The 22,684-nt window shown below is 63.5% G+C and carries 22 protein-coding genes; 13 read left to right on the top strand and 9 right to left on the bottom strand.

Translation table 11 applies throughout. The features are described from left to right. Positions 1 to 1,158 carry a deoxyguanosinetriphosphate triphosphohydrolase gene (locus AVO45_RS10040; protein WP_068346473.1) on the bottom strand — a complete coding sequence of 386 codons (1,158 nt, stop codon included), beginning with the start codon at positions 1,156 to 1,158 and terminating at the stop codon, positions 1 to 3. A gap of 75 nt (positions 1,159 to 1,233) precedes the next feature. Here AVO45_RS10040 and AVO45_RS10035 point away from each other — a divergent pair, with 75 nt between their 5' ends. After that, positions 1,234 to 1,557 carry a HesB/IscA family protein gene (locus AVO45_RS10035; protein WP_068346472.1) on the top strand — a complete coding sequence of 108 codons (324 nt, stop codon included), beginning with the start codon at positions 1,234 to 1,236 and terminating at the stop codon, positions 1,555 to 1,557. 282 nt (positions 1,558 to 1,839) lie between these two features. After that, entirely contained in the window at positions 1,840 to 2,619 is a 780-nt protein-coding gene (gene xth, locus AVO45_RS10030) for an exodeoxyribonuclease III (RefSeq protein WP_068346470.1), read from the top strand. A 6-nt stretch (positions 2,620 to 2,625) separates the two neighbouring features. Here xth and AVO45_RS10025 read toward each other — a convergent pair whose 3' ends face one another. Beyond that, positions 2,626 to 3,777: an FAD-dependent monooxygenase gene (locus tag AVO45_RS10025; RefSeq protein WP_068346742.1), complete on the bottom strand. Its 1,152-nt coding sequence runs from the start codon at positions 3,775 to 3,777 to the stop codon at positions 2,626 to 2,628. 71 nt (positions 3,778 to 3,848) lie between these two features. Then, entirely contained in the window at positions 3,849 to 4,271 is a 423-nt protein-coding gene (dksA, locus tag AVO45_RS10020) for an RNA polymerase-binding protein DksA (RefSeq protein WP_068346468.1), read from the bottom strand. Between the two features lie 395 nt (positions 4,272 to 4,666). On the opposite strand from dksA, the gene AVO45_RS10015 reads away from it, so the two are divergent. From AVO45_RS10015 to AVO45_RS09985, 7 genes are all read left to right on the top strand, one after another. Continuing rightward, positions 4,667 to 5,512: an AAA family ATPase gene (locus AVO45_RS10015; RefSeq protein ID WP_068346466.1), complete on the top strand. Its 846-nt coding sequence runs from the start codon at positions 4,667 to 4,669 to the stop codon at positions 5,510 to 5,512. 137 nt (positions 5,513 to 5,649) lie between these two features. Further along, on the top strand, positions 5,650 to 6,099 hold the full coding sequence (locus AVO45_RS10010; RefSeq protein WP_068346464.1) for a GNAT family N-acetyltransferase: 450 nt from the start codon (positions 5,650 to 5,652) through the stop codon (positions 6,097 to 6,099). Next, positions 6,096 to 7,463 carry a DUF2927 domain-containing protein gene (locus AVO45_RS10005; protein WP_068346462.1) on the top strand — a complete coding sequence of 456 codons (1,368 nt, stop codon included), beginning with the start codon at positions 6,096 to 6,098 and terminating at the stop codon, positions 7,461 to 7,463. The genes AVO45_RS10010 and AVO45_RS10005 overlap by 4 nt, the downstream gene beginning before the upstream one ends. Before the next feature lie 6 nt (positions 7,464 to 7,469). Next, a complete protein-coding gene (locus tag AVO45_RS10000; RefSeq protein WP_068346461.1) occupies positions 7,470 to 7,637 on the top strand; it encodes an apolipoprotein acyltransferase in 168 nt (55 codons plus the stop codon). Positions 7,638 to 7,641: 4 nt separating this feature from the next. After that, on the top strand, positions 7,642 to 8,826 hold the full coding sequence (locus tag AVO45_RS09995; RefSeq protein WP_068346459.1) for a vWA domain-containing protein: 1,185 nt from the start codon (positions 7,642 to 7,644) through the stop codon (positions 8,824 to 8,826). A gap of 131 nt (positions 8,827 to 8,957) precedes the next feature. Next, a complete protein-coding gene (locus AVO45_RS09990; RefSeq protein ID WP_068346456.1) occupies positions 8,958 to 10,877 on the top strand; it encodes a DUF3604 domain-containing protein in 1,920 nt (639 codons plus the stop codon). 64 nt (positions 10,878 to 10,941) lie between these two features. Further along, on the top strand, positions 10,942 to 11,628 hold the full coding sequence (locus AVO45_RS09985) for a M48 family metalloprotease (protein ID WP_068346454.1): 687 nt from the start codon (positions 10,942 to 10,944) through the stop codon (positions 11,626 to 11,628). A gap of 63 nt (positions 11,629 to 11,691) precedes the next feature. On the opposite strand, the gene AVO45_RS09980 is transcribed toward AVO45_RS09985, so the two are convergent. From AVO45_RS09980 to AVO45_RS09965, 4 genes are read right to left on the bottom strand one after another with little or no spacing between them, the layout of a single operon-like run. Then, positions 11,692 to 12,234, bottom strand: a complete 543-nt coding sequence (locus AVO45_RS09980) for an RSP_2648 family PIN domain-containing protein (RefSeq protein WP_068346452.1) — start codon at positions 12,232 to 12,234, stop codon at positions 11,692 to 11,694. Continuing rightward, positions 12,231 to 13,442: an RSP_2647 family RNA methyltransferase gene (locus tag AVO45_RS09975; RefSeq protein ID WP_068346450.1), complete on the bottom strand. Its 1,212-nt coding sequence runs from the start codon at positions 13,440 to 13,442 to the stop codon at positions 12,231 to 12,233. The genes AVO45_RS09980 and AVO45_RS09975 overlap by 4 nt, the downstream gene beginning before the upstream one ends. 60 nt (positions 13,443 to 13,502) lie before the next feature. Then, complete coding sequence (locus AVO45_RS09970) at positions 13,503 to 13,778, bottom strand: hypothetical protein (protein ID WP_068346449.1); 276 nt, start codon at positions 13,776 to 13,778, stop codon at positions 13,503 to 13,505. Then, on the bottom strand, positions 13,762 to 16,557 hold the full coding sequence (locus AVO45_RS09965; protein WP_068346447.1) for a [protein-PII] uridylyltransferase family protein: 2,796 nt from the start codon (positions 16,555 to 16,557) through the stop codon (positions 13,762 to 13,764). Before AVO45_RS09965 ends, AVO45_RS09970 begins: the two co-directional genes overlap by 17 nt. A gap of 133 nt (positions 16,558 to 16,690) precedes the next feature. Here AVO45_RS09965 and AVO45_RS09960 point away from each other — a divergent pair, with 133 nt between their 5' ends. Further along, positions 16,691 to 17,158, top strand: a complete 468-nt coding sequence (locus AVO45_RS09960; protein ID WP_068346445.1) for a YbaK/EbsC family protein — start codon at positions 16,691 to 16,693, stop codon at positions 17,156 to 17,158. Positions 17,159 to 17,190: 32 nt separating this feature from the next. Here the strand turns inward: AVO45_RS09960 and AVO45_RS09955 are convergent, their stop codons facing one another. Next, positions 17,191 to 17,574, bottom strand: coding sequence for a VanZ family protein (locus tag AVO45_RS09955; protein ID WP_205627869.1), 384 nt, complete (start codon positions 17,572 to 17,574; stop codon positions 17,191 to 17,193). Positions 17,575 to 18,410: 836 nt separating this feature from the next. Here AVO45_RS09955 and AVO45_RS09950 point away from each other — a divergent pair. The 3 genes from AVO45_RS09950 (at position 18,411) to AVO45_RS09940 (ending at position 20,241) form a co-directional block, all read left to right on the top strand. Continuing rightward, a complete protein-coding gene (locus AVO45_RS09950) occupies positions 18,411 to 18,839 on the top strand; it encodes a DUF2852 domain-containing protein (protein WP_068346441.1) in 429 nt (142 codons plus the stop codon). A gap of 67 nt (positions 18,840 to 18,906) precedes the next feature. Then, on the top strand, positions 18,907 to 19,344 hold the full coding sequence (locus AVO45_RS09945) for an RDD family protein (RefSeq protein ID WP_068346440.1): 438 nt from the start codon (positions 18,907 to 18,909) through the stop codon (positions 19,342 to 19,344). Between the two features lie 72 nt (positions 19,345 to 19,416). Continuing rightward, positions 19,417 to 20,241, top strand: coding sequence for an arginyltransferase (locus AVO45_RS09940; protein WP_068346438.1), 825 nt, complete (start codon positions 19,417 to 19,419; stop codon positions 20,239 to 20,241). Positions 20,242 to 20,326: 85 nt separating this feature from the next. Here AVO45_RS09940 and AVO45_RS09935 read toward each other — a convergent pair whose 3' ends face one another. Further along, complete coding sequence (locus tag AVO45_RS09935; protein ID WP_068346436.1) at positions 20,327 to 22,681, bottom strand: TRAP transporter large permease; 2,355 nt, start codon at positions 22,679 to 22,681, stop codon at positions 20,327 to 20,329. Positions 22,682 to 22,684: the final 3 nt, after the last annotated feature.

Raw genomic sequence — 22,684 nt, 5'->3', positions numbered from 1 at the left:
TCAAATCCGCTTGAGGTCTTTCCCGGTCAGGCGTGCATGGTCCTGCAAGGCAAATCGGTCGGTCATGCCGGCGATGTAATCCGAGACGAGCCGCGCCAAAGCCGTTTCATCCTCTGCCGCCTCGATATCGGCATGCCACCGCGCCGGCATCTGCCTGGGGTCATCCAGATAGATCGGGAAGAGCTCCTCGACCACCCTGGACACCTCGGCCCGCACGCGCATCACCGATGGCGCGCGATACATCCGGGCAAAGAGAAAGGCGCGGATTTCCTTCAGCTTGGCCCACAGATCATCCGAGAACCGTATGACCGGAAAGCCCAGCGCCCGGATGTCCTCGACCGTCTCGGCACCCGAACGCACCAGCAGATCGCGCGAGGTGTCGATCACATCGGAAACCAGCACACCGAAGAACCGCCGCAATGCCTCGTGCCGGCGGCGATATGGGTCGAGTCCGGGATAGGCCCGGTCCACCTCGGCATAACAGCCCGAAACGACCGGGAGTTGCGCGATGTCATCGTCGCTGAACAGCCCGGCCCGCAGCCCGTCATGCAGATCGTGGTTGTTGTAGGCGATATCGTCGGACAGCGCCGCCACCTGCGCTTCGGCGCTGGCGTGGGTGTGCAGTTCAAGATCAAAAGCGGCATTGCATTCGGCCAGCGCCCAGGGCAGGTCGCCCACGACCGGACCATTGTGTTTTGCAATTGCTTCAAGTGTTTCCCAAGTGAGGTTCAGGCCATCGAACTCGGCATAGTGGCGCTCGAGCCTGGTCACGATCCTGATGGCTTGCGCGTTGTGGTCAAAGCCGCCGTAGGGCTCCATCATCGCATGCAGCGCATCCTCACCGGTATGCCCGAAGGGCGTGTGCCCCAAGTCATGCGCAAGGGCGACGGCTTCGGTCAATTCCGGGTTCAGACCCAGCGCCCCCGCGATCGTGCGGGCCACTTGGGCGACCTCTATGGAATGGGTCAGGCGTGTGCGGTAATTGTCACCTTCGTGTTCGACGAACACCTGTGTCTTGTGCTTGAGACGCCGAAAGGCGCTTGCGTGAATGATCCGATCCCGATCACGCTGAAAGCATGACCGGAAGCTGCTTTCCTCCTCCGGCACGAGCCGCCCCCTCGCGCGGCCCGGATCCGAGGCAAAACCCGCTCTGTTCAAAGGTCTTGTCCTTGTCGCCTGTCCCTGCCCTTTCTATATTGTAGGACGCTCAGGAATGAAACCATCGGAGTCCACATGAACCTGCCCCCCAAAGTCACCGAACGCGCCTTTGCCCGTCTGGCCGAAATCGGGGCCGCCGATCAGGGCCGAGCCCTTCGTGTTGCCGTGGAAGGCGGGGGATGTTCCGGTTTCCAATACGAAATCGCACTGGACGAACCCAAGGAAGACGATCTGATTCTGGAAGGCCAAGGCCAAAAGGTAGTGGTAGATTCGCTCTCTCTGCCATTTCTGGAGAACGCCACGATCGATTTCACCGAGGAACTGATCGGCGCGCGCTTTGTCATCGACAATCCGAACGCGACTGCCTCTTGCGGCTGCGGCACCTCGTTTTCCATGTGATCGACAGTGGGGGCTTTGCCCCCACACCCCCAGGATATTTCGGGCCAGCTGAAGGCCCGGTCGGCCCTCCGGCACCGTGGCCGGAGGGCTTCACCTGGCGCGGTCATCGGCGTCCCCGCCTGTACCGCAAAACTCTTTTCAACCGAATTCGTTAAAGATCCGTTTCTTCATCTGGCCACAAATATCCCGGAGCGCGAGGCGGAGCCTCGCAGACCCCGCTGCCACCTTGCCGTCGGACCTGTTCTGGGCGATAGGTTGCCACAGGCCACCGGAGGAGCGCGCATGAAAATCGCCACTTTCAATATCAACGGCATCAAGGCGCGGACCGAAGCTCTGCTCCGCTGGCTGGACGATGCCCAGCCCGACGTGGTGTTGCTGCAGGAAATCAAATCGGTGGATGAGACGTTTCCGCGCGAGCTGTTCGAAGAGCGCGGCTACAACGTCGAGACGCACGGGCAGAAAAGCTTCAATGGCGTGGCGATCCTGTCGAAACTCCCACTTGAGGATGTGGCGCGCGGCCTTCCCGGTGATGAGAGTGATGAACAGGCCCGCTGGATCGAAGCAACCGTGGTCGGCAAGAAGGCGCTGCGGCTGTGCGGTCTGTATCTGCCCAACGGAAACCCGGTGCCGGGACCGAAATTCGACTACAAGCTGGCCTGGATGGAACGTCTGCACAGGCGCGCCAAGGACCTGCTGGCTTCTGAAGAAGTGGCCCTGATGGCAGGCGACTACAACGTGATCCCGCAGGCTGAGGACGCCAAGCGCCCGGAGGCGTGGCGCGAAGATGCCTTGTTCCGTCCAGAAAGCCGGGCGGCGTTCCGCAAGATTGTCAATCTGGGCTTTACCGAGGCCTTTCGTGCCTGCGTGCAGGGCCCGGGTCACTATTCCTTCTGGGATTACCAAGGCGGTGCGTGGAACAAGAACGATGGCATCCGCATCGACCATTTCCTGCTGACGCCGCAGGCCGCTGACCTGCTATTGGACTGCCAGATCGACGCTGAGGTCCGTGGGCAGGAAAAGCCCTCGGACCACGTGCCGGTCTGGGTCGAGCTTGATCTCTGATCCTTGTCAGGCTGTCGCGTCGTAGCTGTAGATCCATTCGTAGCGGCGGCCCAGCCGGGGCCCAATGACTGACAGGGCCATTTGCGCCGCCAGCCGCATCGGCCCATGTAGATGAAAGTTTCGCGCGTTGCTCGCCGCTGCCGCGACCACGCGCCGGGCCCTGTTGCGCCGGGCGTTTTCATAGGCCGCCAACGCCTGGGCGATGCTGTCTTTGCCTTCGAACGATCGCCCGAGCAACCACGCGTCCTCCAAGGCGAGGCACGCCCCTTGCGCCATGAAGGGAAGCGTCGGATGCGCGGCGTCACCCAGCAGGGCAACCCGCCCGTTCTGCCAGTTCTGCGCCACGGGCCGCAAGAACAGCGCCCAAAGATGGGTTTCCCGCACGTCCGACAGAATCTCGGCCACGGGACCGCCGAAATCCGCAAACCGGGCGCGCAAATCGTCCGGGTCGCCTTTCAAACGCCAGCCCTCTTCGCGCCAGTCCGATCGCTCTTCGACCGCCACGATATTCATCAGAGCGTGGTCGCGCAGCGGGTATGTGACGACATGCCGACCCGGCCCCATGGTCAAAGCTGCGCGCGACTGGTCCTCGCGGCGCCCCCAGGGAATCGTCGCACGCCAGGCAACCTGATGGGTGAACTTTGGCGCCTCGTCGCCGTTCAGCGCGGGGCGCAATCCGCTGCGCCCGCCGTCGGCGGCGATGACGCAATCGGCGAACAAATCTTCCCCGTCCGCCAATTCGACAACCGCTCCCTCCGCCGAGCGCCGCACGGCCGAGACCTTTTGGTTGAGAGTGACTTCAACGCCTGCTCGCAGGGCGGCAGACCGGAGCAGTTCTATGAGATCCGCGCGGTGGTAGTAATAGGTCGGCCCGGCCTGCGGTCCCGGAAGCACACTGACCACACGACCCGAGCGGTAATCGCGCAGGACCGTGCCAAAGGATTGCAACCCGGCCTCGGGCACTTCGCCCACGACACCGAGTGCCCGCAGCACGGTGATACCATTCTGGCTGATCTGGAGCCCGGCGCCCACCTCGGCGATTTCCGGGGCCTGTTCCAGCACCTGAACCTCGGCCCCGCGCTGGCGCAGCGCGAGGGCGGCAGAGAGCCCCCCGATACCGGCCCCGACGACACAGAATTTCCGACCGCTGATATCCATGCCACCGGCATAACGAAAAAACGCCGGGGCGGAAGGGCCCCGGCGTTTTTTCTCTTGCTCGTGCTTCGCGATCAATCGTCGCGGTGCACCTTCTCGCGACGCTCGTGGCGTTCCTGCGCTTCCAGGGTCATGGTCGCGATCGGGCGTGCATCCAGGCGCTTCAACGAGATCGGATCCCCGGTCACCTCGCAATAGCCATACTCACCCTCGTCGATTCGACGCAGCGCCGCGTCGATCTTGGCGACAAGCTTGCGTTGGCGGTCACGAGTGCGCAGTTCCAGCGCCCGGTCCGTTTCCTCGCTGGCGCGGTCCGCGACATCGGGGATGTTGCGGGTGCTGTCCTGCAACCCTTCAATGGTATCCCGGCTTCCCGCCAGCAGTTCCTGCTTCCACTTGATCAGTTTGCGACGGAAATACTCGAGTTGCCTGTCATTCATGAAAGGTTCATCTTCGGCCGGACGGTAATCCTCCGGCAGAAAAACTTCCTGTTTCATTTTTGCTCCCTCAGCACGGCCAATAACGTCGGTCGCAGTATTTTCACCTGACATTCGGCTCTCCCTTCTGCGCTGCATTTATCCGACGAGACGGGGAATGTCACTACACAAACGCCGTGCCCCCGGGTCACAATGGTGGATCGGAAAAAGCTGGTTAAATTATGATACTTGTGCCACCAAAACCTTGTTTTTCTGTGCAATTTGGCAGGCATTTTTGAGGCATTTCCACCGGCTCCCGCCGGGTTGAAACGCGAATCACGGGGGACAAGACCCGCAAAATCCCGTGATGTCAGGCCGTTGCGACGCTGCGGCCTCCCTTGCCAAAATCGCCGCCTCTCTGTAACCCGAACGTCGCAGACAACGACCTGATCACGCGCGAACCAGATGAGGGCACCATGACCGCACGTTTCCAAGGGACCGCCGAATATGTGGCGACCGACGATCTGACCATCGCGGTGAATGCCGCCGTGACGCTGGAACGGCCGCTTCTGGTCAAGGGCGAGCCCGGAACCGGCAAGACCGAGCTGGCAAAACAGGTCGCCGCCGCGTTGGGCCTGAAGATGATCGAGTGGAACATCAAGTCCACCACCCGCGCGCAGCAGGGCCTTTATGAATATGATGCCGTCAGCCGCCTGCGCGACAGCCAGCTGGGCGACGAGCGCGTGCATGACGTGCGCAACTACATCAAGAAAGGCAAGCTGTGGCAGGCCTTCGAGGCGGACGAAAAGGTCGTGCTGCTGATCGACGAGATCGACAAGGCCGATATCGAGTTCCCCAACGACCTGCTGCAGGAACTCGACAAGATGGAGTTCCACGTTTACGAAACCGGCGAGACGATCCGGGCCAGGCACCGCCCTATCGTAATCATCACCTCGAACAACGAAAAGGAACTGCCCGACGCGTTCCTGCGCCGGTGCTTCTTCCACTATATCCGCTTCCCGGACGAGGCCACCATGCGCCGCATCGTCGAGGTGCATCACCCCGGCATCAAAGAGGCGCTGCTGACCACTGCCCTGACCCAGTTCTACGAGATCCGCGACACGCAAGGGCTGAAGAAAAGGCCCTCGACATCCGAGGTGCTGGACTGGCTCAAGCTGCTGCTGGCCGAGGATCTGGACGCCGAGGACCTCAAGCGCGACGGCATCAACGCCCTGCCCAAGCTGCACGGCGCGCTGCTAAAAAACGAGCAGGACGTGCACCTGTTCGAGCGGCTGGCCTTCATGGCACGTTCCAAACGTTAGGCGAACTGTCGCCGCGAAGTCATTGCCCGGCCACCCTTTTCGGGTGGCGGGTTGCTTTGCCTCTGCCGGGATGCGACCATGATCGGACGCCCGGCCTGCAGACCGGGTCAACCCGCCATCAGCCAAGGCTGTCGCCCATGAGCGATAAAATCGTGATCCGTGAGTTGCGCGCCGAGGACCGGCCCGAATGGGCCGAGATGTGGCGCGACTATCTGGCATTCTATGAAACCTCTGTGCCGGAGGAGGTCTATGATTCGACCTACGGACGGCTTCTGGGTAATGATCCACAGGATTTTTCGTGCTTCGTCGCGGAACAGTCGGGCCGCCTGCTGGGCCTGACCCATTACCTGTTCCACCGTCACGCCTGGAAGATCGAGAATACCTGCTACCTTCAGGATCTATATGCCCGCCCCGAGGCGCGGGGTACCGGTGTGGGACGGGCCTTGATCGAAGCGGTTTATGCCGAGGCGGACCGGCAGGGCGCGCCCTCGGTCTATTGGCTGACGCAGGAGTTCAACGCGACCGCGCGGCGGCTTTATGACCGCGTCGGCAAGCTCACCCCGTTCATCCGGTATCAACGCCCATGATCCGGCGCGGCGCGATCATACTGGCCCTGGTCCTGGCGGGTTGCAGCACCACGCAGGCAATCGACACACCGACGCGCGCGCAGTATTCCGACAGCACCTTGCCGCCGATGAAGCGGTTTACCGCACCGCGCCCCACGCCTCCGGTTCGATCCAACGCCAACATCGCCGCCGATTTTCTGTCGCTCCATTTCGAGCTGGAAAGCGGCCGTGAACTGCCCGTCTTCACCCGGTTCGAAACGCCTGTCACCGTGCGCCTGACCGGGTCGCCGCCACCGACGATGAAGGCCGATCTGAAGCGGCTGCTGGAACGGCTGCGGCGCGAGGCCAGGATCGACATCCGCCAGGTCAAGGGCGGTGCCGCGAACATCACCATCGAGGCGGTCAGCCGCGATCAGATCCGGCGGGTGCTGCCGCACGCCGCATGTTTCGTCGTCCCCAACGCATCCAGCCTTGCCGAATTCCGCCGGGACCGGCGCAAGCAGAAAAGCAACTGGTCGCTGCTGACCAGCCGGGAACGTCTGGGAATTTTCGTACCCAATGACGTCAGCCCGCAAGAGATCCGGGACTGCCTGCACGAAGAGGTGGCTCAGGCGCTCGGGCCTTTGAACGACCTCTACCGCCTGCCGGATTCGGTCTTCAACGACGACAACGTCCATACGGTTCTGACCGGCTTCGACATGCTGGTGCTGCGGGCCACATACGCCCCGGAACTGCACAGCGGCATGACCCGGCCACAGGTTGCCGCCGCCCTGCCCGCGATCCTGCGCCGGTTGAACCCGCGAGGAGAGCGGATCGCCGCCGTCCCTTACTCTGAAACCCCGCGCAGTTGGGTCGATGCGGTGCAGACGGCGCTGGGACCCGGCGCAGGCACCGCGCAGCGTCACAGGGCCGCAAACCGGGCCGCCAGCATCGCAGCGCGATCCGGCTGGACCGATCACCGGCGCGCCTTCCCGCACTACATACTCGGACGGATGGTGCAGTTGGACGATCCGGAACTGGCCCAACAACACTACGCGACCGCCTTGCATTTCCTCGCCCAGACACCGGCGACCGACCTCCATCGCGCCTACATCGCGACCCAGACGGCCGCCTACGCGGTGGCGCTGGGCAACGGGACCGAGGCGCTGCGCCAGATCAACCCCAACCTTGACGTGATGGCCCGCGCCGAAAACGCCGCCATGCTCGCGACCCTGATGATGCTCAAGGCCGAGGCGCTGGAGCTTGTCGGCAAACCCGACCAGGCACGCGCCGTCAGGCTGGACAGCCTTGGATGGGCGCGCTACGGCTTCGGCTCGGATTGGGCGGTTCGCTCGGTGATGCAGGACATCGCGCTGTTGAACCCCCGCAACAGAACGAGCGGATAAGAACATATGATAGTGCTGGTGATGGCCCTGATCGGCGCGGTGGTGGGCGGCCTGACGGCCCGGAAACGCAATGGCAGCAAGGCCGATATCGCGCAATACGCGGCGGGATACGCGATTGCCTTCGGGTTGCTGGGGATGATAGCAACCTTGATAGTCCACCGGGTATTGGTCTGATCGCATGTTTCTGCCCTTCTTCGAAAACCTCAGAAAAGCCGGCGTTCCCGTTTCGCTGCGGGAATACCTGACCTTTCTCGAGGGGATGAAGCGGGGCCTTGCCACCTATGACATCGAGGCGTTCTACTATCTCGCCCGCGTGTCGATGGTGAAGGACGAGCGCAACATCGACAAGTTCGACCGCGCCTTTGCCGCCAGCTTCGAGGGGCTTGAGGAAATCAGTTTCGAGCAGGTGCTCGAAGCCGTGGACATTCCCGCCGAATGGCTGGCCAAGATGGCCGAGAAACACCTCTCGGACGAGGAAAAGGCCGAGATCGAGGCGCTTGGCGGCTTTGACAAGCTGATGGAGACGCTGCGCGAGCGGCTCAAGGAACAGCAGGGCCGCCACCAGGGCGGCAACAAATGGATCGGCACGGCGGGCACCTCGCCCTTCGGCGCCTATGGCTACAACCCCGAGGGCGTGCGCATCGGCCAGAAGGAAAGCCGCCACCGGCGCGCGGTCAAGGTCTGGGACAAGCGCGAATTCCGCAATCTCGACGACACGGTCGAGCTGGGCACGCGCAACATCAAGGTCGCGCTGAAACGCCTGCGCCGCTGGGCGCGCGAGGGCGCCGCCGAAGAGCTGGACCTCGACGGCACCATCCGCGCCACGGCCGAGCACGGCTATCTCGACGTCAAGACCCGCCCCGAGCGGCACAACGCCGTGAAGGTGCTGCTGTTTCTGGACGTCGGCGGCTCGATGGACCCGCATGTGAAAGTGGTCGAAGAGTTGTTCTCGGCCGCGCGGGCCGAGTTCAAGCACCTGGAATACTACTATTTCCACAACTGCCTTTACGAAGGCGTCTGGCGCGACAACCGCCGCCGCTGGGATGCACAGACCCCCACCCACGAAGTGCTGCGCACCTATGGCCCGGACTACAAGTGCATCTTCGTGGGTGACGCCTCGATGAGCCCCTACGAGATCGCCTATCCAGGCGGGGCCAATGAGCATTGGAACTCGGAGGCGGGTCAGGTCTGGCTGCAGCGTGCCCGCGAGCAGTGGACTTCGAACCTGTGGATCAACCCGGTGCCCGAGAAATACTGGGACTACACCCACTCCATCGGCATGATCCGCGAGATCTTCGAAGGCGCCATGGTGCCCATGACGCTGGCCGGCCTGGAACAGGGCATGCGCCACCTGACGCGCTGAGACGCGAGCTCCCCAAACTCCGACAACAGATGTGACTTGATAAAACCTTTTATTAAACCTTTCGAAAAACGGGCTTCTCGGTTAGTTTTCTTTCAGAATTTTTCCAAGCCCATTTCAAAGAGGTTTCTCCAATGCTACGAACCGTCAGTATTTTTGCGGTTGCCGTCGCTCTTGCAGCGCCGGCCACGGCTCAATTCAAGCCATCGAAGGAATCGCTGGAGGGCCTTTACCCCGGCAAGACCTATTCGCCCTATGCCGATCGCGCCTTTCCCACCCATGTCTTTTGGGGTGACACCCACCTGCATACGGCCAACTCGCCGGATGCCGGACTGTTCGGCAACACGCTGGGTCTGGACGAGGCCTATCAATTCGCGCGCGGAGAGCAGGTGACATCGGCCACCGGCCTGCCGGTCAAGCTGGCCCGCCCGTTGGACTGGCTGGTGCTGACGGACCATTCGGACATGATGGGATTTGCGCCCGACCTTAGAAAAGGCGCACCGAACATCCTGGAGGATCCGCAAGGCCAGGCTTGGTACGACGCGTTGCAGAAGGGCGGAGAGGATGCCTCGAATGCCGCGCTGGAACTGATCAGTCAGTTTTCGCAGGGCACCCTGCCCGAAAAGCTGGTCACCGATTACAGCCCCGGATCTTCGGTCTATTCGACGGTCTGGGAGGCCACGGTAGATGCCGCGGAACGTTACAACGAGCCCGGTCGCTTCACCGCTTTCATCGGCTTCGAATGGACCTCGGTTCCCAAGGGGTTCAACCTGCACCGAAACGTGGTGTTCCGGGACGACGCCGACCGGGCGCTGCAGGTGGTGCCGATGGTGACGCTGGCCCCGGTGGGTTCGACGGATCCGCTCGATCTATATTCCTATCTCGAAGAATATGAGCAGCGCACCGGCGGCAAGGCATTTGCACTTTCGCACAACGGCAACCTGTCCAATGGCTGGATGTTCCCAACCGAGGATACCTACCACGGCGGCAAGGTGGACGAGAACTATGTCAAGCTGCGCGCGCGTTGGGAGCCCCTGTACGAGATCACCCAGATCAAGGGCGACGGAGAAACGCACCCGGTTCTCAGCCCCGACGACGAATTTGCCGATTACGAAACCTGGGACGCGGGGAACCTCGACCTCAGCGAAGCCAAAACCGACGACATGCTCAAGGGTGAATACGCCCGCGAGGCGCTTAAGCAAGGTTTCATGCTGCAAAAGAAACTCGGCGTGAATCCTTACAAGTTCGGTTTCTCGGGCGCCACCGACAGCCACACGTCTCTGGCGACCGCCGACAGCGACAACTACTGGGGCAAGGCCGCCTCGGCCGAGCCATCGCTGACACGCGCGAAACATCCGTTTGCCGAATCTGAAAACGGGATTTTCCCCGGCTGGTCTCTCGTGGCCTCAGGCTATACCGGTATCTGGGCCACCGAAAACACGCGCGAGGCCTTGTGGGACGCGATGGTGCGGCGCGAGGTCTATGCCACGACCGGCCCGCGCATCACCGTGCGGTTCTTTGGCGGCTGGGAATTCGACGAAAACGACCTGCGCTCTCGGTCGCCCGCCTTTGCCGGTTACGAAAAGGGCGTTCCCATGGGCGGCGATCTGCGGCCGGCTGCCTCGGATGCGCCGACCTTCATGGTCTATGCGCTGCGCGACCCGATCGGGGCCAATCTCGATCGCATCCAGATCGTCAAGGGCTGGATGGATGCAGATGGCGAGCTGCACGAAAAGGTCTATGACGTCGCCTGGTCCGACGGACGCGAGCCTGACGCAGACGGCAAGCTGCCGCCCGTTGGCAACACGGTCGATCTGGAGGCCGCGAATTACACCAACACCATCGGCGCCTCGGAGCTCATGACGGTTTGGACCGACCCGGACTTCGACACCGCCGAGAACGCCTTCTACTACGCTCGCGTCCTGGAAATCCCGACGCCGCGTTGGGTGGTTTATGACAAGGTGCGGTTGGGCGCGGAAATCCCGGAAGACGCGGTTCTGGTCGGTCAGGAACGTGCCTATACCTCTCCGATCTGGTACAACCCGGAAGGGTAATGGGATGTTCTCGCCGGAGCGGAGTACCCTTGCCTCTGCCCCGGCCCCGGTCCATATCTGAGGCATGCTCAGACTGACACCGATCCTGCTGGCGCTTCTCTACGCGCTGGTGATGTACCGAATTTCCGTATGGCGCACCAATCGGGAACTGGACGCGCGATCCACTGAACTGGCCGATCCGCAACTCAAACAGATCACTGACCGACTGGCCGCCGCGCTGGATCTGGCGCGGATCCCGGTCTTCATCTACGAGATCGACCCGGTGAACGGGCTGGCGGCCCCGGACGGGCGGATCTTCATCACCCGCGGCTTTTACCGCAAGTTCCGGAACGGGGAAGTCACGGCCGAGGAAATGGCCTCGGTCATCGCGCACGAACTGGGCCATGTGGCGCTGGGGCATGCGCGACGGCGGATGATCGACTTTTCCGGCCAGAACGCGTTGCGCACGGCGCTGATCATCCTGTTGAACCGTTTCGTTCCACTGATCGGCGTGTGGATCGCAAACGGGTTGACGGCCCTGTTGGCCTCGCGCCTGTCGCGGACGGATGAATACGAGGCCGACGCATACGCCGCAGCCTTGCTGACCAAGGCCGGGATCGGGGTGGCGCCGCAGAAGTCGCTGTTCCGCAAACTGGAAGGGCTGACACAGCAGCGCGCGGGAGTGGTGCCGGCGTGGTTGATGAGCCATCCAAAGACGCAGGAGCGGATTGAGGCGCTGGAGGCGTTGGAACGGCGTTGGGAGCGGGGTTGACGTGAGGATGCGAGGGGCCTGCCCCTCGCGCTCCCCGGAGTATTTGAGAAAAGATGAAGAGGGCTATCTCTCCAAGGCTTTGCCGAGGCGCGGCAGACGGGCTTTTTTCATCAGCCCGCGCATGCTCCATTGATCTCCGGACAGACGGTTCGCCTCGGAGAGTACCCGTTCTGCAACGGCCCTGATGCCTTCCGGGTCTTTGGCCCAGAAGCCGTGCAGCAGGCTGTCCGGGTCGAGGCGCGCCAGCCCCTCTTCGGCCAGAATGTGCTTGGGGAAATCCCTGGCGTTCACCGTGATGATCGCGTCGGCCGATCCGGCGATCGCGACGGCCAGAACGTGAATGTCAGCCGCGTCGGGCAGCCACAGGCGGCGTTCCAGACCGGGAGCAGGCTCAAGTTCGGCCTTGGGCCATTTGGCGCGGGTCAGGGCGATTTCCGCCTCGGCCTGCGCCTCGCCTTCCGGACCGAGTTTGCGGGCCGCGCGCGCCCATTCGCCGAGGATGCGTGACGACCACAGCGGCGTGAAATGGCCCAGCTCGGCCGCGCCCAGCAGCATTTCTCGCATCACCGTCGGGTAGATGACGCAGGTGTCGAGAACCGCCCTCACAACCGGAAGAACACGGCCTTAAGATAGCCGCTCTCGGCCAGTTGTGGCAGCTGCGGGTGGTCGGGCCCGGCAAAGCCCGTATGGATCAGCTGGGCCTGCCGCCCTGCCCGTCCGATGCCACGGGACGACGCCTCGCGGAACCGGCCCAGGTCGGCGGCGTGCGAACAGGAGCACAGGCCCAGATACCCGCCGGGCTTGACCAAGGGCGCAGCCAGGCGCGCGACGCGCTCGTAGGCGCGCAGGCCGGCATCAAGCGCCTGTTTCGAGGGCGCGAAGGCGGGCGGGTCGCAGATCACCACATCAAAGGTGGCGCCCTCCTGCCCCAGCGCGGTGAGAACCTCGAAGGCGTCACCCTGACGCGTCGCGAACCTGTCGCCGACGCCCGATGCTTCGGCCCCTTTCTGTGCGAGTTCCAGAGCCGCGGCCGAGCCATCGACTGACAGGGCGCTGGCGGCACCGCCGGCAAGCATGGCCAGCGCAAAGCCGCCCACATGGCTGAAAACATCCAGCACCTGCGCCTCGGGATGCACCAGACGCGCGGCGAAGGCGTGATTGGGGCGCTGGTCATAGAAAAGCCCGGTCTTTTGCCCGCCGGTCAGGTCGGCCATGTAGGTGGCGCCGTTCATCGGCACCGGCAGCGGCGCGGCGGGCGCTTGCCCACGCAGGGTTGCATTCCGGTCGTCCAGCCCTTCCAGCGTGCGCGTCCGGCCCGAGGCATTCTTGAGCACGCAGGACACGCCTGTGACCTTGACCAGAGCGTCGGTCAGGGTGTCCAGGTGCGCCTCGGCCCAGGCCGCGTTGGGCTGGATCACGCTGGCGTCGCCGAAGCGGTCGATGATGACGCCCGGGAAACCGTCGGCCTCGGCATGGATCAGGCGGTAATAGGGCGCATCGAACAAGCGTTCGCGCAGTTCGAGCGCGCGGCCAAGACGGGTTTCGAACCATTCCGGTGTCAGGTCCGAGGCCGGGTCTCGATCGAGCATCCGGCACATGATCTTGGAGTTCGGATTGACCGCGACCAGCCCGAGAGGGCTGCGCTTGTCATCCTCGAGCACCGCCAGTGATCCCGGTGCGATCTTGCGGGTGCGGCGGTCGGTTACGATGTCATTGGCATAGACCCACGGGAACCCGTGGCGCAGGACGCGGGCGTTCGCCTTGGGTTTCAGCCGGACACGAGGGCGATCGGGGGTAGAACTGGGCGCTGTCATGGCCGCCCTCATAATCCGGTTGCGTGGCCGGGGAAAGCCCTGCCGTGCGCCCTGCCCCGCTCAATCGCGCGGGCGAGATCTCCAGCCGCCGCGGCGCCGGGGGGCTTTCGCGGCCTCGAGCCCCGCATTCAGGACTTCGGTCATAGGATGTTCCGGTGCGTCAGGCGCATAGGTTGCGTGGAGCGCGCGCAGTGCCTCGGCCTGATCCTGTCCCGCCGGCAGGCTGAGCGCCCAATCCAGGAAGATGCTACGGCATTCCGGCATGCCGATGCCCTCGATGCGATAGGCTTCGCGGATCAGCCCCTTGGGGTCGTTCGGATCATTGCTGCGCACCATCACCCTCTTCTCCGACCACCGCGCCGATCAGCGCCTCGGCAGCGGCATAGCTTTTCTCCAGCGCGGCCTGTAGCGAGCCGATCGTTTCGAACCCTGTGGTGCGACACAGGAAGGCCGCGCCGCCCTCGCCCAGTTCGTCCCCACGAATAGCCTCACCTGACAGCAATCGCGCCGCGGTCTGCACCGACCAGCATAGGTCATGGCAATCCTTCAGCGTCTGGGCGTCTGCGACATCGAAAAGCCCGGCAGCGACCGCGCCGTCCAGCCCCGAGTGGACGTCGCGCTCGGGGCGGCCGGCCAGCAGGGCGCCGGTTTCGGCCATGAGTTCGATATCCAGCAACCGGCCGGGACCCGTCTTGGCATCCCAGACGCCCGCAGGTGATTTGGCGGCGGCCAGACGGGCACGCATCTCGGCCACCTCGCGCAGCACCCTCTGCTTGTCGCGGGGGCGGGACAGGAATTCGGCGCGGAACGCCTCGATATCCGCACCAAGCCCCGGGTCGCCTGCCACCACGCGCGCACGGGTCAGGGCCAGGTGCTCCCACACCCAGGCCTGCTCCTGCTGGTAATGGGTGAAGCTGGCCCAGCTGGTCGCCACCGGCCCCTGATTGCCCGAGGGGCGCAGGCGCATGTCCACCTCGTAGAGCCGCCCCTGCGACATCGGCGCCGAGAGGGCGGTGATCAGGGCCTGCGTCAGGCGCGCGTAGTAGGCCCGGGAGGGCAGCGGTTTCGGGCCGTCCGACATGTCCTGCCCCTCGGGGTCGTAGATCACGATCAAGTCCAGATCGGATTGCGAGTTGATCCGCCCGGCCCCCAGCGAGCCCATCCCCAGAACCGCCGCCCCGCGCCCGGGGGCTGGGCCGTGCTTACGGGCGAACTGCGCCGTCACGCAAGGCAGGATCGCCGCGATGACCGCGCCGGCCAGTTCGGCGTATTGCCGCCCGGCGGTGGCTCCGTCGATCAGGCCGCGCAGGTGATGGACGCCTACGCGGAAGTGCCATTCCTTGCACCAGCGCCGCGCCATGTCGAGTTGGGTTTCATAGTCGTCCTCCTCGGCCAGCCTGTCGGCCAGTTCGGCCTGCAGCGCCTCGCGGCCGGGCCATTCCGAGAAGAACCCGCCGCCAATCACGGCGTCGAAAACCGAAGCATTGCGCGACAGGTGCGTGGCCAGGGAATGAGAGGTGCCGACGATATCCACGAGCAGGTCGATCAGCTGCGGGTTGGCCTCGAACAGGGAGAACAACTGAACGCCCGCCGGCAACCCGGCAAGGAAGCCGTCGAGCGCCACCAGAGCCTCTTCGGGCTTGGCGGTCTTGGCCAGACGCGACAGCAGCTCGGGCTTGAGGCGTTCGAAGATCCGCGCCCCGCGTTGCGAGCGCAGGGCCGGATAGGTCGGCCAGCGGGCCAGTACGCTGGCGTCGAACTCGACCTCTTCCACTGGCGCCGGGGCCGGGCCCGGTCCGGGGGCGAAGAACCCTTCGGTCAGTTCGTGAACCTCGGTCAGCCGACGGGTCAGGTCCGCCGTCAACTCGTCGGCGCCAATCCCCATGAGGCACGCCACTCGCTCGATCCCGTCGGGCGACTGCGGAACCTTGTGGGTCTGCGCGTCATGAACCATCTGGATGCGGTGTTCGACCTCGCGATGGGCGCGGTAATGGTCAGTCAGCCTGTCGGTCACGTCCTGCGGCACCCAGCCCTTGGAGGCCAGCGCGGCCAGCCCCTCGACCGTGCCGCGCACGCGCAGATCGGGGTCGCGCCCGCCGGCGATCAACTGGCGGGTCTGGGTAAAGAACTCGATCTCGCGGATGCCACCCTGCCCCAGCTTCATATCATGCCCCGGGATCGAAAGCGCACCCCCCGTGCCCTTGCTCTCGCGAATGCGCAGGCGCATGTCGTGGGCATCCTGAATGGCGGCGAAATCCAGATGCCTGCGCCAGACGAAGGGGCGCAACGTGTCCAGGAACCGCTGTCCGGCGGCGATGTCCCCGGCGCAGGGCCGCGCCTTGATATAGGCGGCGCGTTCCCATGTACGGCCAAGGCTTTCGTAGTACCGTTCGGCGGCCTCCATCGCCATGCAGACCGGCGTCACCGCAGGGTCGGGACGCAGCCGCAGATCGGTGCGGAACACGTAGCCATCCGCCGTCTTGTCGCTGAGCGTGGCGCAGAAATTCCGCGTGGCGCGCACCATGCCCTGCCGCGCCTCGTAGAAATCATCCGGGTCGAATCGGGTTTCGTCGAACAGCACGATCAGGTCGATATCCGAGCTGTAGTTCAGCTCGTGTGCGCCCATCTTGCCCATCGCCAGGATCACCATCCCGCCGGCGGTCTCGACGTCATCTTCGGTCATTCCCGGCAGCTTCTTGCGGCGGATCAGCGCCGCGATCTCGGCCTTTGCCGCGAGGTCGGCGGCCAGTGCCCCGAAATCGGTCAGCACCGACGTCACCTTTTCCAGCGGCCATGCCCCCGAAAGATCCGCCAGCGCCGTCAGCAGGGCCAGCCTCCGCTTGGCCAGCCGCAGCCCCGGTTTCAACTGGTCGGGCGCCAATCCTCGGGCGTCCTGCATGATCCCGCCCAGAGCGGCATCCGGGTCCGACAAGGCAGGAGCAAGCCAATCAGCCTCCTGTTCGATCAGCCCCTTCAGATAGGGGCTGGACCCCGCGGTGCCCGCGATCAGTTCGCCCTGCTCGGGCGTCAGGTCAGGCACCGAGGCGCGGGTTTCCGCTCCAAGAGACGGATCGAAAGGGCGCGGCAAGCGGGTGATGGCAAGAGATGCTGTCATGGGCGCAGGGTGTGCATCGGAAGTCGGCAAGGTCAATGGGGCATCGTTCCGCAATTGCGCAACAGGCGTTGCGCCCTCTGGCGGCCCCGAATAGCTTTCCACATCATCGCCTGGCAACGAAACGGATCGGACAATGAGCAAGAGCCTGAAGCGCGTCCGCAATGCCTTGGAACAGGCGGGGCTGAAGATCGAGATTCGCGAGACCGACAACGCGCGAACGGCTCGGGACGCAGCTGCTGCCGTGGGCTGCGAGGTGGACCAGATCGCCAAGTCGATCATTTTCCGGGGCGAGCGATCCGGCAAGTCAATCCTGTTTCTGACTGCTGGCGGCAACCGGGTCAGCGCCGAAAAGGCCGCAGTCGCTGCCGGCGAGCCGTTGGGCAAGGCCGACGCCGAACTGGTGCGCGCGCAGACCGGCTTCGCGATCGGCGGTGTGGCTCCGGTCGGACACCTGTCGCCCGTGCGCGCCTTTCTCGACCCGCGCCTGACGGCGTTTGCAACCGTCTGGGCGGCGGCCGGAACGCCCAGGCATGTCTTTGCGATCTCTCCGGTTGACCTGGCGGAATTGTGCGGCGCCACAGAGGCGGACTTTACCGAATAGCCCGAACCACGCCGTTCGCCAGATGCCTGCGGTCACTCGGACATCCTGTTCAACAGACGCTGAACGAGGAAAGCGACCAGCAACCCGACCAGCACTCCGACCGCGTTCGCAGCCATGTCGCTGAGCTTCATGCTGCGGCCGACCAAGGGTTGCAGCAATTCGATCGCACCGCCCCAGGCGACAACCCAAGCGGCCAGCCAGAGCACCGGCCCCGATGGCACCACGGCCGCAGGCAGAACCGCGACCGCATAAGCGATGACGTGCATGGGCTTGTCCACAGCGCCCGGACCAGCGGCGCTTTCTTTCGGCAACAGGCTCGCGGCCGTGATCAGCACCATGAGTGCCAGGGTAAGGACAAGCCCGAAACGGTCGAACAAGGCCAGGATATTCGACGATACGCGCTTCACCGGTGTCACTCACCCTCGAGACTTACCAGACATTGCTAGTTTGTGCCGCAGGGGCCGTGGCTATTCAAGGCGCTTGAGATGAAACCAGCGCCGACAGAGGATGCGGATGTCCCATTTCTGGCCAAAGGAAAATGCGAGAGGCCGGCCCGAGGGGGGGATGCCGGCCTCTCAAAGGGGTCAATTGCCTGTTCAAAATCACCTTGTTGCCTATTACCAGCTTACCGAATTCAACAGGGACGAGAAATTAGGGATTCCCCGTAGTGGTGGCGTGCCTCACAGCCTCGCCTTGCTTTCGCGGAACAACCCGGGCGCGAAACCGACCGATGTCGGAGTGACCACTCTGGTCGCTCACATCATGCAATCCGCACGGGCCGGATTCGGAAACGGTGACAAGAGCGGCCACTTGTGCTCTGTTGGACGGCGTATTCTCCGTAGCTTTGGAATTGACCACGCTGACGCATGAAGAGACCCTCTCCAAGAAACAGTCCGCAGCCCCATGCCAAGCGGCGATGCCATCGGTGCCACGGATCAGGCCGGGCGCCGTGCCAGATCTGCGGCGGTGCTGGCAAGGTGATGAAGCGCAAGGACGTCTACGGCAACCCGCAGTTCGAACGATGCGACGGCTGTTTCGGCATCAAGACGATCCGCTGTTCGACCTGCGGCGGTGAGGGTTTTACCTGATCCGAGCAGTCTTGGCCGGCGGGCCGCGTGGCTTGGCAACGTGTCGGCCGACCGGATCGATGCGGCCCGAATGTAAATCTTTTTCACATTGCCCCTTGCAACTGCCTCGCCACACCCCATCTACTGTAATGTGAAAAGGATTTACATCTACCTGGAGGCACCAAATGACCGCATTGTCCGACCCCGCCGCGCCGTCCCACCCCGGATGGCTCTACCGCGCAGAGGCATGGCTTGACAGCAAAGGCAAGGGCGCGTGGATCGCCGTAATGGTCCTTGGCTTTGTCTTTTTCTGGCCCATCGGCCTGGCCCTTCTCGCCTACATGATCTGGAGCAAACGCATGTTCGGAAAATCCTGCAGCCGCCGCAAAACCTGGCACAGCCACATGAGCGCCATGAAGCCCTCGGGCAATAGTGCGTTCGACGCCTACAAGGCCGACACGCTGGCCCGGCTGGAACGGGAACAGCATGATTTCGAAGCCTTCCTCAAACGTCTGCGCGATGCCAAGGACAAGGCCGAGTTCGACCAGTTCATGGAAGAACGCGCCCGTGCCAACCGCGAAGAGGCGCAGGACGACGACACCGGCAAAGCCTGATTTGCCTTCTGCCCTACACCTTTCGGGGTGTAGGGTTTCGCAACACCCGAAAACGGAAATCTCGGAAATGTCACATCTTCCCGACCCGGACCGCCAGCCCGAGTTCTACCAGACCGTCGCGGTGAAACGGTTCTTTGCCTGGCTGTTCGACACCATCGTCATCCTGGTGCTGAGCCTGGTCATCGTTCTGCTGACGGCCTTCGTCGGTGCCTTCGTCTGGCCGATCCTGTATCTGACCGTGGGTTTCATCTATCGGGTCGTGACCATTGCCAACGGCTCGGCGACCTGGGGAATGCGTTTTGTCGGGATCGAGCTGCGCGACGCCTATGGCGCACGTCTGGACACCGGCCTCGCGCTTGCGCACACTGCGGGCTACACGGTCAGCATGGCCTTCCCGGTGCTTCAGGTGATCTCGGTCATCATGATGCTGACAAGTGCCCGTTGCCAGGGCCTGACCGACGTGCTTTTGGGAACTGTTGCCCTGAACCGCCGCGTGACGGCCTGAGCGTCTTACTGAACCCTTGGCGGGTCCCGGATCGGTTGCTATCATCCCTTTCGGAGTAAACACGGGACCCGCATGCGCCACACGCTGCCGATAACGCCACAATTCTACGTAACTGCACCTCAGCCCTGCCCCTATCTTGCGGACCGGCTCGAGCGCAAACTGTTCACCGCGCTGCAGGGTGAAGGCGCGGAACGGCTGAACAATTCCCTGTCCCAGCAGGGGTTTCGCCGGTCGCAGAACGTTTTGTACCGGCCATCCTGCTCGGATTGCTCGGCATGCCTGTCCGCCCGCATAGATGTTTCGGCCTTCCGCCCGAGCAAGAGCCAGAAACGCACGGTGAAACGCAACGAACATCTGGAGCGCCGCGCCACCTCGCCCTGGGCCACCGACGATCAGTTCGAACTGTTCCGCCGATACCTCGACACCCGCCACGCAGATGGTGGCATGGCCGACATGGATGTGTTCGAGTTCGCCGCCATGATCGAGGAAACCCCGATCCGCAGCCGCGTGGTCGAGTATTCTGACGCTCGCACGGGCAACCTGACGGCCGTCAGCCTGACCGACGTGCTCGATGACGGGCTGAGCATGGTCTATTCCTTCTACGACCCGCACCAGCCGCAGAGCTCGCTGGGAACCTACATGATCCTCGATCACATCGAGATCGCCCGCGAGGCGGGCCTGCCCTATGTCTATCTGGGCTATTGGGTTCCGGGCAGTTCCAAGATGGGATACAAGGCCAAGTTTTCGGGGCTGGAAATCTACTACAAGCGCCGCTGGCAAAAGGTGAAGAACCCAAGGGATTTCGACGGGATGTCTCATCACCCCCTGTCGACCGATCCGATTGCCGAACAGGTCGCCAATATTCAGCTGCCGGACATTCACCCGACCAAAGGTTGATCCATTACATGGGAAAACCGGCACGGCCGGGACAAAAGCAAAGGGGGCCTTTCGGCCCCCTTTCGTTTCAAGAATGTCCGAACGGTCAGTTCGGGATCAGGTCCGGAACGATGGTCACGATCGACGGGAAGAACCACAGGATCCCGATCCCCACCACCTGGATGATCACGAAGGGAATGATCCCGCGGTAGATGTGACCCGTCGTGACCTCTTTGGGCGCCACGCCGCGCAGGTAGAACAGCGCGAACCCGAATGGCGGCGTCAGGAACGAGGTCTGCAGGTTCACCGCCACCATGATCGTCACCCATTTCGGGTCGAACGAGCCGCCATAGATCACCGGCCCCACGATCGGGATCACGATGTAGATGATCTCGAGGAAGTCCAGCACGAAGCCCAGGATGAACAGCACCAGCATCACGATCAGGAACACCGTGAACTCGTTGTCGAAGCTCTTGAGGAACTGCTGGATGTAATGTTCCCCACCGAACGAGATCACCACCAGGTTCAGCAACTGCGAGCCTATCAGGATGGTAAAGACCATCGAGGTCACTTTGGCGGTTTCCCGCACCACCGGCGTCAGAACGCCGCTGGCGAACAGAACCCAGCAGCCATACAGCAGCCCGAAAAGGGCATACAGGTAGGTGGCATAGGCCATCACGAAGGCGATCCAGGTTTCGGCCGTCACGACGCCCTGATTGACGCGCAGGTCAAAGTTCACGCCGATCAGCAGGCAGATGATGATCGCGAAGGTGGACCAGATGATCACCTTGCCCGAACGCCCCTCGTCCTGCAGCTTGCGATAGGCGGCCAGCATGATGGCGCCACCGGCCCCCAGCGCCGCCGCGGGCGTCGGGTTGGTGATGCCGCCAAGGATCGAGCCCAGCACTGCGATGATCAGAACCAGCGGCGGGAACACCACCCGGATCAGATCGTTGGTCGCACAACGCGCCGCAGCCTCCTTGCAGCCATAAAGCGCCAGCGCCATGGGCAGCGCCAGAAGCAGGAAGGTCTGACCGGAGGTCGTCGTGGGTGCGATCAGCAGCACGTCAACCAGAAGAACAAGCAACAGACCGACCGCCCCCAGGATCAGAGGTTGCGGCGATTGCGACGGGGCAATGCCGCGCCCGAACACCAGCGTCAGCCCCAGCAGAACAACCATCACGGCAACACCTGTGCCGATCGGCGCGGCGGCTGCAATCTTGGCGTCACGCGCGGCAGCGATTTCTTCCTCGCTCAGCTTCTGCGATTCGGTGACGCCACCGGCCGCGTCGATCGCCTCCTGCTCGGCCACGGCCTTGTCCCAGGCCTCCTGCCCGTGCAGTTCGATCATCGAGGCCTTGCACTGCTCGGACACGTTGGTGCGCAGCGATGCGCCCTCGGAAATATCCGAGAAGCCCGACACCGTGATGCTCTGACTGCCGATCAAACCGACGCTGCCCATCAGAAGCGCGCCGCCGATCAGGCCGAGCGGAGCGGCCAGCAGCCATGTCAACCCTTCGGCGCGGGTGATCGGCTCACCGCTGCCACCGGACAGGGCCACGGCGGGTGCCTTTTCCGGGTTCAGCAGCGCATAGCCAAAGGCATAGAGCGCATAGAGCAACGCCAGCATGATCCCGGGCAGCAAGGCCGCCTGGAACAGCGTGCCCACCGACACCACCGCTGGTTCACCCAGATAGGTCAGCGCGTCGGTACAGCCGGCGGCCACGGCCCGCGATTCCTGAGCCGTCGAGTAGAGGTCGCCCGCCAGCGTGCCCAACAGAACGATCACGATTGAGGGCGGAATGATCTGCCCCAGCGTGCCCGACGCGGCGATCACACCCGTGGCCAGTTCCGGCGAATAGTTGTTGCGCAGCATGGTCGGCAGGGCCAGCAGGCCCATCGTTACCACCGTCGCGCCCACGATTCCGGTCGAGGCCGCAAGGAACGCACCCACCACCACGATCGATACGGCCAGACCGCCCGGCAGCGGGCCAAAGACGCGCGCCATCGTGGTCAGCAGGTCGTTGGCGATCTTGGACCGCTCCAGCGTGATGCCCATCAGCACGAACATCAGCACCGCCAGCAGGGTTTCGATGGATTGCCCCGCCAGAACCCGCTCGTTCATGCGGTTGACGATGAACGACACGTTGCGGTCCAGCGCGGTTTCCCAACCTGAGGCAAAGACGGGCTCGCCCACCCTTGGCAGATCCGGGTAGCGGAAGATCGAGATCTTTTCAGGGTTCACGCCCGAGTTGACCAGATCGCGATACATCTGCGACCCGGTGTCGATCGCCTGATGGATCAGCAGCCCCGCGCTGTCGAGCGCAGCGATGATCCCGAACGAGATGATACCGGCGCCACCGATGGCAAAGGCCACCGGGAAGCCGCTCAGGATGCCTCCGAAAAGGCAGAAGAATACGATAATTAGGCCGATTTCGACGCCATCAAGACCGAATAGCATAGT

This window comes from Ruegeria marisrubri, from assembly GCF_001507595.1.
GTDB classification, from domain to species: Bacteria; Pseudomonadota; Alphaproteobacteria; order Rhodobacterales; family Rhodobacteraceae; genus Ruegeria; species Ruegeria marisrubri.
The sequence above is the reverse complement of the archived record's forward strand: the minus strand, read 5'-3'. Positions and strand labels throughout refer to the sequence as shown.